The sequence below is a fragment of the Iodidimonas sp. SYSU 1G8 genome (genome assembly GCF_039655775.1).
GTDB lineage: Bacteria > Pseudomonadota > Alphaproteobacteria > SMXS01 > SMXS01 > RI-34.
Genome location: NZ_JBBYXJ010000002.1, coordinates 1071192 through 1086569, shown reverse-complemented (window position 1 = coordinate 1086569; position 15378 = coordinate 1071192). Strand labels below are relative to the sequence as shown.

Genomic DNA, 15378 nt, shown 5'->3' with positions numbered 1-15378 from the left:
CACACTCACCAAGGACATGAAATGAACCGCATTGCTCCCCTCACCGGCGCCCTTCTCATCGGCCTCGCCGCCTGTGGCGACCAGCCGGCGGCGCCTGCCGCACCCGCTGCTTCGGACGCGCCCGTTGCCCAGGCCGCGACCGGCAACGCCGTCACCGCGGTCCGGGAAACCGACCCGGTCGACACCGGCGAGGATGCCGCCGACGATCCGGCGATCTGGGTGAATCCGGCCGACCCGGCGCAGAGCGTCATTCTGGGAACAGCAAAGAAATCGGGGCTGTACGTCTACGGACTCGACGGCAAGACCATCCAGTTCCTGCCGGAGGGCCGGCTGAACAATGTGGATATCCGCAGCGTGCGCCTCGGCGGCGCCATGGACAAGACCGTGGTGGTCGCCGCCAGCGACAGGGACAACAAGGGTCTGGCGTTCTACAAGCTCGACCCCGCGACCCGCCAACTGAGCCCCATGGGCCGGCACGCCAGCACCTTCGCCGATCCTTACGGCCTGTGCCTCTATCACAGCCTGAGCACGGACAAGCTCTATGTGTTCATGACCGACAAGGAAAAAGGCGGAGCCCAGTGGCGCGTCGATGGCGCGGCGGATGGCACCGTGACCGTGGAGAAGGTCCGCGATCTGCCGCTGGCCACGCAGTCGGAAGGTTGTGTCGCGGACGACCAGACCGCGACGGTCTATGTCGCCGAGGAAAATGTCGGCATCTGGGCTTTTCCCGCCGAACCCGATCAGCCGGCGACCGCCACGACCGTCGCCATGCTGGCACAGCGCCCCGAAATGGCCGCCGATATCGAAGGCCTTGCCATCTACCGCGCAGGGCAAGAAGGCGGCTACCTGATCGCCTCGAGCCAGGGCAACAACAGCTTTGCCCTGTTCGATCTGGGCAACGCCAATGCCTACAAGGGATCCTTCACCATCGCCAAGGGCGCGGTGGACGGCGTTTCGGAAACCGATGGCATCGACGTCACCAGCGCGGCGCTGGGCACCGACTTCCCCCACGGGCTGTTCGTGGCACAGGACGGCACCAACACCGACCCCGATGCGAACCAGAACTTCAAGCTGGTATCGTGGGACGCGATCGCCAAGGCGCTCAAGCTGAAGTAACACCGACCCGCGGCACCGGCCCGACCGAGGCGCGGGAGATCAGCTCGAACGGGACCGCGCGATTGACGCCGGGCTGCGTGCCGACGGGGTCCTCGATCAACTCGATCAGCGCCTCGGCGGCCACCCGGCCAAAATCGTAGACGGGCTGACGAATGGTGGTCAGCGGCGGCCAGACCCGTGTGGCAATGGGCATGTCGTTGAATCCGGCGACCGAGAGCGCACCGGGGACGTCGATACCGCGTTCGTGGGCGGCCATCAGCACGCCTGCCGCCATTTCGTCGCTACTCGCGAAGATCGCCGTGGGCGGCTCATTCATGGCGAGCAGATGGTGGCCTTGTTCCTTGCCGCTGTCGAACGACCACAGGCCCTTGACGATCAGGGTATCGTCGACGGGAATGCCGTAGCGTGCCAGCGCATCGCGATAGCCGCTCCGGCGAGCCTCGCTCTGGCTGAAGCTGGTCTGGCCGCCGACAAAGGCGATGCGGCGATGGCCGAGGCCAATGAGATGAACGGTCATGGCCTCCGTCGCCTTGCGCACGTCACAGCCCACACCTGGCGAGGGATGGCCGTCGAGCTGCTGCGATATCCGCACGAACTTGCGTCCGTTCCTATCGAGCAGGTCAAGCACATCGGTAAATTCGGACGCGGGCGGCAACAGCACGACGCCCGCCGGTTCGGCGCGTTTCAGGAAAGCGTCAATTTCCGAGGCGACATCGGCATGCTCGTAGTCGCAGGGATGTACGACCAGTTCATAGCCTTTGGCGCGGCAATAGCTCAGCACGCCTTCCTGGACACCAACGACATACGGCATGAAATCGGAAAAACTCGCCGCCACGCGCGGATAGACCATTCCCAGGAGGAAAGAGCGCCGCGCCGCCAGACTGCGCGCCTGCGGATTGGGCGAAAAATGCAGCGCGGCCATGACCTCGATCACCTTGGCCCGCGTTTCCTCGTTGACGTATTTCTCGCCATTGATCACGCGGGACACGGTCTTCTTCGAGACGCCTGCCTCGCTGGCAATATCGTTGATGGTCAGCTTCCGGGGGCCCGGACGCGGCGCTTGGCTCATATGTGTTGTCCGGCAACGGCTACTCATCAGCGTGCGGCCTTTCCTCCCAGACCGCAACCGTGAGAATGATGGTATCGCCTAATGCTGGCCGCGACCAGCGGCCGATGGCCTCGATGCCCCATGGCGTATCTAACAATCTTGCGCCTCCCCGAGCGTGGCGGCATAAGCATGGGATACCTCTGGGAGACCGACGATGAAGCTCTACGACTTCAAGATGGCGCCGAATGCGCGCCGGGTACGCATGTTCATCGCCGAGAAAGGTCTCGACATCGAGAAGTTCGAGGTCGATCTCGGCACGCGCGCCCAGCTGGGCGACTACCGCCAGCTCAATCCGCTGGCCGAGGTACCCGCGCTGGAGCTGGACGATGGCACTATCCTGACCGAGAGCACGGCGATCTGCCGTTACCTGGAGGAAGTCTATCCCGATCCGCCGCTGGTCGGCCGCAATCCGCTGGAGCGCGCGCAGGTCATGATGTGGGATCGGCGCGTTGAACAGCATGGCTTCGCCGCGGTCGCCGAGGGCTTTCGCAACAGCAGCCCCGTCTTCAAGGACCGCAGCGTCACGGGACCGGCGGATTTCCCGCAGATTCCGGAACTGGCGGAACGGGGCAAGGCACGCTTTGCCAATTTCCTGGTGCTGCTGGAACAGCGACTGGGTGAGAGTGAGTTCGTCAGCGGCGCGCGGTTCGCCATTGCCGACATCACCGCGCTGGTGACCATCGACTTTGCCCGCACGATCAAGGCCGGTATCGGCGACGATCAGGCCAATCTGAAGCGCTGGTACGCGGCCGTCAGCACGCGCGAGAGCGCGAAGGCCTGATGAGCGCCATCGTCTGGCCAAGCAAGCGCCGGGAACTTCACAACCATCATTTCGATTCCACCGTCTGGAACGATTTCCGGTTCCGTCCCGATGACATCATCATCGGTACCTATGCGAAATCCGGCACCACCTGGATGCAGCAGATTGTCGGCCAGCTCGTGTTCGGCGGGGCGGAGGATGTGAATGTGGGAGAGTTGTCGCCTTGGGTGGACCTGCGGGTTCCGCCTGCGGACATCAAGTTGCCGGCCATCGAGGCCCAGACCCACCGTCGTTTCCTGAAGACCCATCTGCCGGTCGACGCCCTGGTGTTCTCGCCCCAGGCCAAATACATCTATGTCGCCCGGGATGGCCGCGATGTGGTCTGGAGCCTCTACAATCACCATGCGCATGCCAATGACGCCTGGTATGCCATGCTGAACGATAGCCCGGGCCGCGTGGGTCCCGCGATCGACAAACCGCCTGCGTCGATCCGGCGGTATTTTCTCGATTGGCTCGGGGGCAACGGCTACCCCTTCTGGCCGTTCTGGGAAAATGTCGGCTCCTGGTGGACAATCCGACACCTTCCCAACGTGCTGCTGGTCCATTTCGGCGCCCTCAAACGCGACATGCCGGGCGAAATCCGCCGTATCGCCGGCTTTCTGGACATTCCCATCGACGAGGACCGCTTCCCGGCCATCGTCGAACATTGCACCTTCGATTACATGAAAGCCCATGCCGAAAAGTCCGCGCCGCTGGGCGGCGTTTTCTGGGACGGCGGCGCCGAGACCTTCATCAACAAGGGCACCAATGGCCGGTGGCGCGACACGCTGACGGCCGAGGACCTCGCACGCTACGAGGCCATGGCTCAGGAGCAACTGGGCGCGGCCTGCGCCCGATGGCTGGCCACGGGCGATCTGCCCGCTTGACGCCGGCTCCGGCGGCCGTCTCCGTTGACGGTGGCCCGGCGGCGATCTAGCCTTGGGCAAACGGGGAGATGAACATGCCTATGCAAGATATTCGTCCGATCAACGGCAACCTCCAGGACACGCTGGTGGAAGCCTCGAAGATTCCGTGGATCGAGCAGACGCCGTTATCGGCGACCAAAGTGCTGTATACCGGCGCCGAAACCGGCAGTTGGGCGGTTCTGTTCCGCTGGAAGAAGGGCTACGTGGCGCCGCCGCACAAGCATCTGAGCGCATCCCACACCTTTATCCTGAAGGGCAAGCTGAAGGTGCGCGACGGCGTGCTGAACGCGGGCGACTATGTCTATGAGCCCAATGGCGTGCTGCACGGCGCCACCGAGGCGCTGGAGGACACGGAATATCTGTTCATCTGCAACGGGGCGATCCTGTTCTATGACGACGAGCATTTTACCAGTTACAAAAGCTGGGAAGAGATGGAAAAGATGCGCCGGTCGGCCGCGGCCCCGTCGGACCAGGCCGCGGAATAACCGATGCAGTCCGCCGCCGGTTTCCGCCTGAACCATACCATGCTGCGCGTGCGCGATCCGGAAGCCTCGCTCGGCTTCTATCGCGACACGCTGGGGATGACCCTGATCGACCGCTTCGACTTCGAGGCGGGAAAGTTCTCGCTCTATTTCCTGGGCTATCCGGACGGGCCAGTTCCCGAGGACGCGGACGAGCGGGTGCAGTGGCTGTTCGAACAGCCCGCCCTGCTGGAGCTGACCCACAATTGGGGGACCGAAAGCGACCCGGCCTCTTCCTATCACAATGGCAATACCGATCCACGCGGCTTCGGTCACATCGCCCTGACCGTGCCGGACGTGGACGCCGCCTGCGCCCGCTTCGAGGAGCGCGGCGTGACCTTCGTGAAGCGGCCACAGGACGGCACCATGAAAGGCCTCGCCTTCATCGCCGATCCCGATGGCTATTGGGTGGAAATCGTCTCCGGACCGAACATGCGCAGCCTGATGGCGAACCTACGGGCCGCGGCCAAAGCGGAATCCGGAGCAGCCTGACGTCGACGGAATGGGCGATTGTCCCTCTTCCATGGTTCAGAGATACAGCGCGACCTTGGTGTGCTCCGATTAGCCGGGGGACTTATTGCCGAACCCGCTTGGTATCAGACTGGCTACCGCCGCTGACGCGGTCGCGGTTCGCGGGATTTATGCTCCGATCGTCGAGAACACGGTGATCTCGTTTGAAAACGAAGTCCCGACGGTCGCGGAAATGGCGCGGCGGATCGAAACGGCTCATGCGTTCTTTGCGGCGGAACGCGATGGAACAGTTATCGGCTATGCCTATGCCAGCCCCCACCGGGAGCGGGCCGCTTATCGCACCTCCGTCGACGTATCGGTCTACATCGACAAAGATGACCGTCAGGCAGGCGTAGGAACCGCCCTTTATGGCTCTCTGCTGCCTCATCTGAAACGTCAGGGCTATCACGCTGCATTTGCCGGCATTGCCCTTCCTAACGAGGGCAGCGTGGCGCTTCATGAGCGCGTCGGCTTTTCATCGGTCGGAATCTACCGTGAAGTAGGTTTCAAGTTCGACAAGTTTCATGATGTGGGCTGGTGGCAGATGATCTTGCGATGAACCTGCTTCGTCCTACGCCCAGCCACCCGAGAACGGCATGATATTGCCGGTGATGAAGTCGCTGCGGTCGGAACAGTAGAACGCCACAAGATGCGCCGCTTCCTGCGGCTTGCCCAGACGGCCGAGCGGAATATTCTTCACCATCTTGGCGTAGGCTTCCTTGTTGGCCAGCAATTCGGGCGGAAAATAGTCCGGGTTCTCGATGTAGTTGGACGCGATGGCGTTGACCTGGATGTTGTCCTTGCCGAGCTCGCGGGCCAGCGACTTCGCCAGGCCATTCGCCCCGGCGCGCGCCGCCGCGTACATGGAATAGTTCGCGAGGCCATTGAGCGCCGAGGCCGAGGTGAGGAACAGGATCTTGCCGGCCTTGCGCGCCTTCATGTGCGGGGTGACCGCGCCCGCCATCATGAATGGAAACACCAGCAGCGCTTCGATGCCGTCACGGAAATCCTGCGGGTCGGCGGTCTCGATGGGCGCCCGAATGGCAGGAAACGCGTCATTGTTCACCAGGACATCCAGATGGCCCAGAACCTCCAGCGCGGACGCCACGATCTCGGCGGGCTTTTCCTCGGCGATTGCCGTAAGCGCCGGGTGCGCCGCGACGAAGGCATCGGCCACCGCCTTGTCGGCGAAGTTCGGATCCTGACAAACAACCCGCGCTCCTTCGACAGCCAGGCCGGCGCAGATTTCAGGCCCCGCCCAATGAGTCGCGGAGGTGACGAGGATCGTCCGGTTGTTCAGCATCTGGTCTCTCCCTGAAGGTCCGGTGCGATCTGACACGCTCGGGCTCACTGGGTCCAGCGCAAAACATGCAAGGGTGAAGGGACAAGCTTCCTTGCACCGCCCGCCCGCTTACCACAGAGTAACCCCCGGTCAACAAGGGAGGATTACCGAATGGACGTTGCGGATGTGGGCTTTCTGGTCCTGCGGCTGAACATCGCCGCCGTGTTCCTGCTCGCGGCGGGCGTCCACAGCAGCCCCAAGGGATGGCACGGCCTGATCGTCGACACCGGCATCCTGGTTCGGGGCACGCCTCTGTCGAGCCCGGCGCATGTCAAGGCGCTGGCCGTCGTCGCGCTGATCGCCATGTATGCGGGTGCCGTTTCGGTGTTGGTCGGGATCGAACCGCGCGTGGGCGCCCTGCTGCTGCTGCCGATCTGCCTCGGCGGCTTCATCACCCACCTGCGCAACCGCGATGATGCGATGGCGATGGGGGCCAAGATCAACGAGACGGCGCCCGCGCCGCTGCGCGAGGCCATCGGTCACCTTGCCTTCACCGCCTTCATCGGCCATTTCGCGGCGGCGCTGCGCAACATCGTGATGGCGTCAGTGATGATTTTCCTGTTTCTGGCAGGCGCCGGCAACTGGATCGTCAGCGATGGTTTCGGGCGGCTGCTGTTCGGCTGAGCCGGCTCGACCGGGAGCTAGAACTTGCGTTGAGGCATGCGCGACAGCAGCGCCGCCGCCTCCTGCAGGATCAGCTTCTGAAAGTGTTTCTGAAGGTCGGGTTTGGTCAGCTGGTAGCCACAATGTGGGCAGGCGGATCCGACCATTTCAGCCATGGTCGGCGGTCGCTCCGGGGCCTGATAGGCGGTTTCGCCGCAGGCTGGGCACGGCACGACGACTTCTTGCACGAAAGACTCCTCCAACGATCACGGGACGATACCATGCTACCGCCCCGGAATGTATCCTTCCCGTAATATTGCGGGAGCCGATCACGAGCGCGGCCTTGCCCCAGAGTGCGCGCGACTGTCGAAAGGAGCCTGCCTTTGAACGCCTCTTCCCCGGACCCGACGCTCGACTGGGAACACACCCAGCGCCGCGCCCTGACCCGCTACCGCATGGGCGCTACTCTACTGCTGCTGGCCATGGCGGCGATCTACCTCGCGACCCTGTTCTGGCCCGCCGGAGGCTTCTGGGCCGGGCTCGTGCACAACGGCGCGGAAGCGGCCATGGTGGGCGGTCTGGCGGACTGGTTCGCCGTCACGGCCCTGTTCCGGCATCCGCTGGGCATTCCCATTCCCCACACGGCGATCCTGCCCAACAACAAGGACAGGATCGGCGAAGGGCTCGGCGCCTTCGTCGAACGGCACTTCCTCGACCCGGATACGGTCGCCGGCAAGCTGCGCTCGGTCAACGTCGCCTCGCGGCTGGGGCGCTGGTTGAGCGATCCAGCGGTGGCGCGCGGCCTAGCCGACAAGATCGTCGGCGCCATTCCTCGCCTGATGGCGACGGTTGGCGACGCGGAAGTCCGCGGCTTCTTCCAGCGCGCCCTGAGCCGGCAACTGGAGTCGCTGAATCTGCCCGTCGTGCTCGGTAACGTCCTCGCGCTCCTGCGCGACAGCGACCAGCATCACGCCCTGCTCGACCAGTCGCTGGCCGTGGCGCGCCGTTACCTGGAGGACCATGGCGACACGATCTACGATCAGGTCGATGCACGCAGCAAATGGTGGATTCCGCGCAGCGTCGACCGCAAGGTGGCGACCGCCATCATCTCCGGCGTGACCGAGTTTCTCGGCGACCTCTCGGGACGCGACCACGAGGTGCGCCGGCAGTTCGACCAAGCCGTCGACAAGCTGATTGAAAACCTTCGGACGCGGCCCGCGACGCAGGAACAGGTCCGAAGATTAGCGGCGCAAATTCTCGATAGCGACGCGACCCAGGATTATCTGGCCAACCTGTGGCGCCACATCAGCCAGCAGATCGCCGACAGCAGTGGTCCCGAGGCCGAATCCCTGCGGGTCACTGTGGCCGATGGCCTGCAATCCATCGGACGAACGCTGGTGGAGACACCGGACATGCGGGACCGGTTCAACAGCTGGCTGGATGAGGCGGTCCGCACGGGTATCGTGCCTTTCCGCCGCGAGATCGGCACGTTCATCACCGACGTGGTGCGCGGCTGGGATCCCAAGACGCTGACCGAGCGTGCCGAATTGGCGGTGGGCCGCGATCTTCAGTTCATCCGGGTCAACGGCACCCTTGTCGGCGGTTTGGTCGGGTGCGCGCTTTACCTGCTGTCGCTGCTGGCGGCCTGAAGGTCAGAACCGGTAGACACCGGAAATCGACCACATGAACTGGTTCGGGCTCCCCCGCAACTCGACGAGGGGATTGTTTGCCGCGTCGCTCATCAGCCGCGCATAGGCCACGTAGCTGGCGAAGTCCCAGTCTTCCCACTTCTTGAAGCGGATGCCAATCCGGCCAGCCACATCCTTCAGACCGCTGCCCGCGTCGAACACGGGCAAGCCGCTGGCAAGGCTCTGCGCCGCGGTGACGCCAAAGTTCTGCTGCATGTAGTTTTCGCTGACCCACGTGACCTGCGCGCCTCCTTCCAGGTAGAAGCCGCCCCCGAGGGGAAGCTGCGAGCCGGCGTAAGCGGCGGCGATCAGGCCCTTGTGCCCACCGGCCACATCCTGGCCGACCTCAATGCCGACAATGGCCCAGCCCGGCCGCCATTCCGCGAAACCGCCCAGTTCGATGGCGTCGCTGACATTGCCGAGGCCGGTCAGGTCCGGCGAATTCTTCTCGGACCGACCGAAACGGTAACGGGCCTGCAGGCCAGTGACGAACTTTTCGTTATGGATCAGAAAGAAGCGCGCCCGCGTATTGTTGAGCGCGAACGTATTCTTGTAGCGAAAGGCGAATTTGGGCATGACCCGCGCCTTGTAGCTGTCCGACCCTTCAAACCGGGGCGCCACGGAAACGCCGGCCCCCAGCTTGAAGCGTACGTCATCATCCAGTTCCGCCCAGAAATCGCCGACGTCGTCCAGTAAGTCCATCTGGCCGAAATCCAGACCAAACAGAGAACTGTCGGCCTTGGCCGCGGGCGCGCCGAACAGGGTTACCAGAAAGCCGAGAACGCCGACGCCGGCAGCGCGAAGACCTAGTGTCACGAATTTATATCCGCCCCATGAGAAGAAGAACGATCAGAATGATGACGACCAGCCCCAGGCCGCCGGTGGGACCATAGCCCCAATTGCGGCTGTGAGGCCAGGCCGGCAACGCGCCGATCAGCAGCAGGATCAGGATGATCAGGAGAATCGTGCCGAGCATGTTTCGCTCCCTTGGCCGGTTTTTACAATTATCTATGGCAATAAAACGTCGGCTTCATGGATTAGTTTCGCGGCTCGTGGCTTTCTCGCGTCTTATTGCGGCCCGAGGTAGCGGCTGGGCGGTGCGCCCATCATCCGCTTGAACATGCTGGTGAATGCAGCCGGGCTTTCGTAGCCCAGGTCGAGCGCGATACCGGTGACGGATTCGCCTGCCGCCAGTCGCGGCAAGGCGGCGAAAAGACAGGCCTGCTGACGCCACTCACCGAAACTCATGCCGGTTTCCGCGCGGAAAATCCGGGTGAAACTTCGCCTGCTCATGCCGAGGGCCGCGCACCACTCATCAATGGTCTCATGCGGGTTCGGCGCGGCGATGAAGTCGCGGCAGCGCCGGGACAATGCCGGATGTTTGGGAAAGGTCAGCGAGAACGCGAGCACCGGCGCGCGCCGTGTTTCCTCGAGCAGCAGGTCCATGATCAGCCCGTCCCGGCTCTCGGCCGCATATTCGGGCGGCAGATCCACCGCCTCGCGCAGAAGGGCATCCATCAGCGGCGACACCGCGAGCACCTCGCACCGGGCCGGCAGGCCGTCACAGGCGGACGCATCGACAAGCAGCCCGCGCGTCGCCACGGCGCCGATGGTCTTGACCTGGTGCAGGACGCCCGCCGGAATCCAGACCGCGCGCTCCGGTGGCACCACCCAGGTGCCCTCCGCCGCCTCGACCACCATGACCCCGGTGGTCGCGTGCAGCAATTGCGAGCGCAGATGCCGGTGCGGCGCGACCTCGTGGTCAGGAGGATAGTCATTGCCATAGGCGAGCAACGGGCGCGCCACCCCTTCATACGCATCGACGATGACATTCCGGACCATGGCCCACCCGCGATACAACTAGACCCAGCGCCGAAAGCGGGGCCCCTCCAATCTGATATTGTTCCCGCCATTCGGCAACAGCGTCATGACGCGGGGAACAGGGTATGAGTGCGCAATTGAAGGGTTCGAGCATACCGACCGCCGGCCGCGCCACGCTGACGATCCTCATCGCCATCAGCTTCTGCCACATGCTCAACGACATGATGCAGTCGCTGCTCCCGGCGATCTATCCGATCCTAAAATCCGATTTCGATCTGAGCTTTACCCAGATCGGGTTGATCACGCTGGTCTACCAGATCACGGCCTCGCTGCTGCAGCCCATCGTCGGCTACATGGCCGATCGGCGCTCCATGCCCTATTCCCTGTCGACCGGCATGGCCTTCACCTTCTCCGGCCTGCTGCTCCTGTCCGTGGCGCACAGCTTTCCGCTGGTGCTGCTCTCTGCGGCACTGATCGGCATGGGATCCTCGGTCTTCCACCCGGAATCCTCGCGTGTCGCGCGGATGGCGTCAGGCGGACGGCATGGCTTCGCCCAGTCGCTGTTTCAGGTCGGCGGCAATTTCGGCTCGGCCATAGGACCGTTGCTGGCGGCTCTGGTGGTGATGACGCTCGGACAGGGCTCCATCGCCATCTTCTCCCTGGCCGCCATGCTGGGCATGATCATCCTGTGGAAGGTCGGACGTTGGTACGGCACCCAAGGCCAAAAGAAACTGAAGGCCGCGGCTCAGGGCCATGCGGACCTGTCGCTGCCGCGCGGCAAGGTCGCCGGCGCCGTGGCGATCCTGCTCACCCTGATCTTCTCCAAATATTTCTATCTGGCAAGCATCACCAGCTACTTCACCTTCTATCTGGTCGAGACCTTCGGTGTGTCGGTGCAGGCGGCGCAAATCCATCTATTCATCTTCCTGGGCGCCGTCGCGGTCGGGACCTTCGCCGGCGGCCCGCTGGGCGATCGTTTTGGCCGAAAATACGTGATCTGGTTCTCGATCCTCGGCGCCCTGCCCTTCACCCTGATGCTGCCGCACGCCAATCTCTTCTGGACCGGCATCCTCAGCGCAGTCATCGGCGTGATCCTGGCGTCCGCCTTCTCGGCCATCCTGGTCTATGCGCAGGAGTTGATGCCGGGCCGCATCGGCATGGTTTCCGGACTGTTCTTCGGCTTCGCCTTCGGCATGGGCGGGATCGGCGCCGCCGTCCTGGGCGTGCTGGCGGACAAGACCAGCATCGGGTTCGTCTACAGCCTCTGCGCGTTCCTGCCGGCTATCGGCCTGCTGACGGCGCTGCTCGCGGACATGCGCCGCCGCGAGCACGAACTCGCGGCGGCCGCCCAACCGGCGGAATGATCAGCCCGTGACGTCGGCGCCCATGCGGCGGAACAGCGGGTTCTGGGGCGAGCGCGGCTTGGCCGGCTCCAGTTCGGGGTGCATCACGGCCTCGCCCTGCGGGAACTGGTGGTCGATGTGCCAGTCCAGCTTGAAGATGCGCCGGGCGATTTTCCAGGTCTTCTCCCGGCGTTCCCAGACGTCGAAGTAACGGCCGCCAAAAACGTTGGTCTTGCCGTCATGGCCGCGGCCGCCGGCGATGCCATAGACTTCGGCGTAGGCCTTGTTCTCGCCCTCGAATTCGATCTGGGGCGCGGCGCACAGATGGAACGTGGTCTCGCCATGGGCCTCGATCTCCATCAGGACCGGTTTGTAGTCCTTCCACTCGCCGACAAAGAAACCGAAATCCACATGAGCGTCATCGTAAAACACCTCGTCCATCAGCGACCCGTCGAGCCATTCCTGGCCACGGCCATAACGGGTGATCTGCTGGCGGATCTGTTCGCGGGATTTCAGTTGTTCGATTTCGGCGCGCAGCGCCTTCAGTTCGGCTTCGACGCTCATTACCCATCTCCCCTTTTAAGTCACAGGCGCAGGTAATGTAGTCGCAGAGGGGGACGGCGCGCCACCGCAATCGGGATACCGTAAGGGTCGCCGACGCCGCGTCGGGCTAGGGACGCTTCCCGTCGATATAATCCGTCAGTGTCTGGTGCATGTGCCGGATGCGCCGCTCCTGATGGCTGATCCACAGCCCTTCGAACGCCGAGGAGTTGTTGCCCTTCTGGACATGCGGCAGGTTCACCGAATCCTGGTCGAGCACGAGCCCCAGCGACTTTTCGCCGTGCCGGAACTGGTCGTGATCGGGGAGTGGCGGGCGCGGCTGGCCCTTGGGCACCGTGGTGTAGAACTGGACGTCGTAAAACATCTTGTTGGGATCGCTGTCATGCGGCCGCTGCCGAAAGAAGAGCGCCCATTCCGCGAAGATGTTCAGGGTGATGTTGGGAAAGATGTAATAGTGGTAGTCATCGACGACCTGGTCGTCGTTCAGACGGGAATAGTCATAGCCGAGCCGATCCTGATGCTCGCGCTTGAACCGGCTGATCGCCTGCCGTATCTCCGGCACCCGGCCCTGATAAGGTTCGGGATCCATGCCGATGGACCGCATGTATTCGACCACGATCTCAGGCACCTCCTCAACCGCGCCCAGGCGCGGGCTGTGGGTCTGGTACGGCACCAGATAGCGGCTGTGCCGCTCATAGAGGTCGATCTGCACGTCAACATCGTCATTGTTGTAGAGCAGTTCCGGATGGATGCACTGGACGTGATAGACCTCGTTGAAGGCGTCGACCGAGGTCTTCCAGTTGCAGTCCCATTCGACCGTGAAGTTCTGGGTCATGGCCATCCGGTCGAAGCCGTAGGCATCAAGGTGCGACGGGATGACTCCCAGATAATCCATCAGCGGCTCGGCATCCGGATTCAGGTTGAACCAGACGAAGCCGCCCCAGACGTCCGTCCTGATCTCCTTCAGGCTGAGCAGGTCCTTGGGGCATCCCTGATGGAAATCTTCCTCGTCAGGCACGTTCACGAGTTTGCCGGTCAGGTCGTATTCCCAGAAATGATAGGCGCATTGCAGGGTGCGGGAATTGCCGCACTTGTCGAACTTCACCTGATTGCCGCGGTGGTTGCAGACATTGAAGAAGGCGCGCGACTTGCGATCCTCACCGCGCACGATCAGCAGGGATTCGCTGCCAATCTCAGTGGTGATGTAGTCGCCGGTGTCGGGAATTTCTTCCTCGCGGCAGCCGACCAGCCAGACCCTGGACCACATGCGCTCCCATTCGAGCCGCATGAAGGCGGACGAGGTGTATCTGTCACTGGGAATGAGAGCCGTGCCCATATCGGGTTCGGGCGCCTTGCGCGCGGAAATCCAGCAATCATCCTGTACCCTGACGACGGCGACCACGGCTCATCTCCCCATGCAACCAGCAGTGCTGGTATATCACAGTGTGAAAATCGGTTCTGATGAAATCGTCGCCGACGATCGTCGGATGGGCGCCTTACGCCTGTTCCGCGCGGACACCCTGGGACGCACTGGCAGCGATCCGCGGACGCGGCGTCTCGTACGCTATTCCGCTGTTGCTCGCCCCCGCCGCCTTGCGTTCCTGCAACGGTACGACCGTCTCGGGACGCCTGTCTTCCAGCACCGTCAGGAAGCGTTCCGACCACGCATGGATATCGTTACCTTCCAGGGCCTGCATGCTTTTGACAAAGCGGCGCTTGCGTTCGGCCACTGACATGCGCAGCGCCATGTCGATGGACCGACCGATGGCATGGGTGTCGTAGGGATTGACGATCAACGCCCCCGCTTCCAGCTCGGCGGCGGCACCGGCGAATTCCGACAGGACCAGAGCCCCCGGATCCTCGGGATCCTGCGCGGCGAGAAACTCCTTCGCCACCAGGTTCATCCCGTCTCGGAACGGCGTGACCAGGGCTACGTCCGAGGCCCGGTAGAGACCCGCCAGGACCTCTCGCGAAAAATTACGGTTCACATAGCGAAGCGGCGTCCAGGAGGGGCTGCCGAAGCGACCATTCAACTGCCCCATCTTCATGCTGATAAACTGGTCCATCTCCAGATATTCCGGCACGGCCGAGCGGCTCTTCGGCGCGATCTGAAGATAGGTGACATTGCCTTCCCATTCCGGATGGTGCTCCAACAGCCATTCAAAGGCTTCCAGCCGGTTGGTAATCCCCTTCGAGTAATCAAGCCGATCGACGCCGATAATGAGCTGACCGCCACCGAGGCTGTCACGGATTTCCTGCACGAAATCGGAATGAACGGCTTCCTCGGCCTGCAGCGTGAAGGTTTCGGTTTCGATGCTGACGGGAAATACCGCCGTTTTGACGGCACGATCCGGCAAATAGCGCTCGACGTAGCGATCGAAATTGTCGCGATCGGCGCTGGTCTGGAATCCCACCAGATCATAGTGACCCAACGCGCCAATCACTTCGAGATGATGAGGCAGCGTACCGAGGATGTCCGGCGACGGACACGGAATGTGAAGAAAGAAGCCGATCTTGTTGCGAAGCCCGCGTTCCCGCAGGAGCCGTGCCATGGGAATCAGATGATAGTCATGCACCCAGATCACGTCATCCGGACGGATCATGTCCGCCAAACGTTGCGCGAACAGACGGTTCACCCTGAGATAGGCCTCCATCTGGCCCTCGTCGAACTTCATCAGATCGATACGATAATGAAACAATGGCCACAGCACCCTGTTGCAATAGCCGTTGTAGTACGCGTCGTAGTCGTCGCTGGAGAGGCCTTGGAGCGCATAGGTCACCGGACCTTGCTCGATCATGTGAACGCCGGTAGCCTCCCGTTGGGATATTTCGCCGCTCCATCCGAACCAGAGACCCTTGCGTCCCTTGAGCGCCGCATCAACGGCGACAGCTAGGCCGCCCGCAGGCATCGCCCCTTCGCCTTGGGGAACCGCTACGCGATTGGAAGCCACCACTAATCTGGACACGTTACCTCCAGTATTTGGACGTTACCGGGTTCTCACCCGCCGCTGCCCCCAAAGGCCACAAGAATTAGAACCTG

The 15378-nt window shown here is 62.9% G+C and carries 18 protein-coding genes; 9 read left to right on the top strand and 9 right to left on the bottom strand.

The window, feature by feature from the left end:
• The first annotated feature begins 21 nt into the window (after positions 1-21).
• Complete coding sequence (locus tag WJU17_RS16335; RefSeq protein ID WP_346328457.1) at positions 22-1116, top strand: phytase; 1095 nt, start codon at positions 22-24, stop codon at positions 1114-1116.
• Here WJU17_RS16335 and WJU17_RS16330 read toward each other — a convergent pair.
• Positions 1103-2185: a LacI family DNA-binding transcriptional regulator gene (locus WJU17_RS16330; RefSeq protein WP_346328456.1), complete on the bottom strand. Its 1083-nt coding sequence runs from the start codon at positions 2183-2185 to the stop codon at positions 1103-1105. The genes WJU17_RS16335 and WJU17_RS16330 overlap by 14 nt on opposite strands.
• 193 nt (positions 2186-2378) lie before the next feature.
• Between WJU17_RS16330 and WJU17_RS16325 the strand changes: the two genes are divergently transcribed.
• The 5 genes from WJU17_RS16325 (at position 2379) to WJU17_RS16305 (ending at position 5539) form a co-directional block, all read left to right on the top strand.
• On the top strand, positions 2379-3005 hold the full coding sequence (locus tag WJU17_RS16325; RefSeq protein WP_346328455.1) for a glutathione S-transferase family protein: 627 nt from the start codon (positions 2379-2381) through the stop codon (positions 3003-3005).
• On the top strand, positions 3005-3910 hold the full coding sequence (locus tag WJU17_RS16320) for a sulfotransferase domain-containing protein (protein ID WP_346328454.1): 906 nt from the start codon (positions 3005-3007) through the stop codon (positions 3908-3910). Before WJU17_RS16325 ends, WJU17_RS16320 begins: the two co-directional genes overlap by 1 nt.
• A 74-nt stretch (positions 3911-3984) precedes the next feature.
• Complete coding sequence (locus WJU17_RS16315; protein WP_346328453.1) at positions 3985-4434, top strand: cupin domain-containing protein; 450 nt, start codon at positions 3985-3987, stop codon at positions 4432-4434.
• A gap of 3 nt (positions 4435-4437) precedes the next feature.
• A complete protein-coding gene (gloA, locus tag WJU17_RS16310; protein ID WP_346328452.1) occupies positions 4438-4962 on the top strand; it encodes a lactoylglutathione lyase in 525 nt (174 codons plus the stop codon).
• 85 nt (positions 4963-5047) lie between these two features.
• On the top strand, positions 5048-5539 hold the full coding sequence (locus WJU17_RS16305) for an arsinothricin resistance N-acetyltransferase ArsN1 family B (RefSeq protein WP_346328451.1): 492 nt from the start codon (positions 5048-5050) through the stop codon (positions 5537-5539).
• Positions 5540-5551: 12 nt separating this feature from the next.
• Here the strand turns inward: WJU17_RS16305 and WJU17_RS16300 are convergent, their stop codons facing one another.
• Complete coding sequence (locus WJU17_RS16300) at positions 5552-6283, bottom strand: SDR family oxidoreductase (RefSeq protein WP_346328450.1); 732 nt, start codon at positions 6281-6283, stop codon at positions 5552-5554.
• A 150-nt stretch (positions 6284-6433) separates the two neighbouring features.
• Here WJU17_RS16300 and WJU17_RS16295 point away from each other — a divergent pair, with 150 nt between their 5' ends.
• The gene (locus tag WJU17_RS16295) at positions 6434-6946 is read left to right on the top strand and encodes a hypothetical protein (protein WP_346328449.1); all 513 of its coding nucleotides are present in this window, start codon (positions 6434-6436) and stop codon (positions 6944-6946) included.
• A gap of 17 nt (positions 6947-6963) precedes the next feature.
• Here the strand turns inward: WJU17_RS16295 and WJU17_RS16290 are convergent, their stop codons facing one another.
• Positions 6964-7173: a hypothetical protein gene (locus WJU17_RS16290; RefSeq protein WP_346328448.1), complete on the bottom strand. Its 210-nt coding sequence runs from the start codon at positions 7171-7173 to the stop codon at positions 6964-6966.
• 135 nt (positions 7174-7308) lie between these two features.
• Here WJU17_RS16290 and WJU17_RS16285 point away from each other — a divergent pair, with 135 nt between their 5' ends.
• Positions 7309-8574, top strand: coding sequence for a DUF445 domain-containing protein (locus WJU17_RS16285; protein ID WP_346328447.1), 1266 nt, complete (start codon positions 7309-7311; stop codon positions 8572-8574).
• 3 nt (positions 8575-8577) lie between these two features.
• Here the strand turns inward: WJU17_RS16285 and WJU17_RS16280 are convergent, their stop codons facing one another.
• The 3 genes from WJU17_RS16280 to WJU17_RS16270 all read right to left on the bottom strand — a co-directional run bounded on the left by WJU17_RS16280 (position 8578) and on the right by WJU17_RS16270 (position 10455).
• A complete protein-coding gene (locus WJU17_RS16280) occupies positions 8578-9429 on the bottom strand; it encodes a MipA/OmpV family protein (RefSeq protein ID WP_346328446.1) in 852 nt (283 codons plus the stop codon).
• A gap of 4 nt (positions 9430-9433) precedes the next feature.
• Entirely contained in the window at positions 9434-9589 is a 156-nt protein-coding gene (locus WJU17_RS16275) for a DUF3309 family protein (protein ID WP_346328445.1), read from the bottom strand.
• 92 nt (positions 9590-9681) lie between these two features.
• Complete coding sequence (locus WJU17_RS16270; protein ID WP_346328444.1) at positions 9682-10455, bottom strand: helix-turn-helix transcriptional regulator; 774 nt, start codon at positions 10453-10455, stop codon at positions 9682-9684.
• 104 nt (positions 10456-10559) lie between these two features.
• Here WJU17_RS16270 and WJU17_RS16265 point away from each other — a divergent pair, with 104 nt between their 5' ends.
• Positions 10560-11798 (top strand): MFS transporter, encoded by a 1239-nt coding sequence (locus WJU17_RS16265; RefSeq protein WP_346328443.1) that lies wholly within the window; start codon positions 10560-10562, stop codon positions 11796-11798.
• On the opposite strand, the gene WJU17_RS16260 is transcribed toward WJU17_RS16265, so the two are convergent.
• The 3 genes from WJU17_RS16260 to WJU17_RS16250 all read right to left on the bottom strand — a co-directional run bounded on the left by WJU17_RS16260 (position 11799) and on the right by WJU17_RS16250 (position 15304).
• Positions 11799-12341, bottom strand: a complete 543-nt coding sequence (locus WJU17_RS16260) for a nuclear transport factor 2 family protein (RefSeq protein WP_346328442.1) — start codon at positions 12339-12341, stop codon at positions 11799-11801. It lies immediately after the preceding gene.
• A 106-nt stretch (positions 12342-12447) separates the two neighbouring features.
• On the bottom strand, positions 12448-13740 hold the full coding sequence (locus WJU17_RS16255) for an aromatic ring-hydroxylating dioxygenase subunit alpha (protein WP_346328441.1): 1293 nt from the start codon (positions 13738-13740) through the stop codon (positions 12448-12450).
• Between the two features lie 94 nt (positions 13741-13834).
• The gene (locus WJU17_RS16250; RefSeq protein ID WP_346328440.1) at positions 13835-15304 is read right to left on the bottom strand and encodes a trehalose-6-phosphate synthase; all 1470 of its coding nucleotides are present in this window, start codon (positions 15302-15304) and stop codon (positions 13835-13837) included.
• Positions 15305-15378 lie beyond the last annotated feature (74 nt).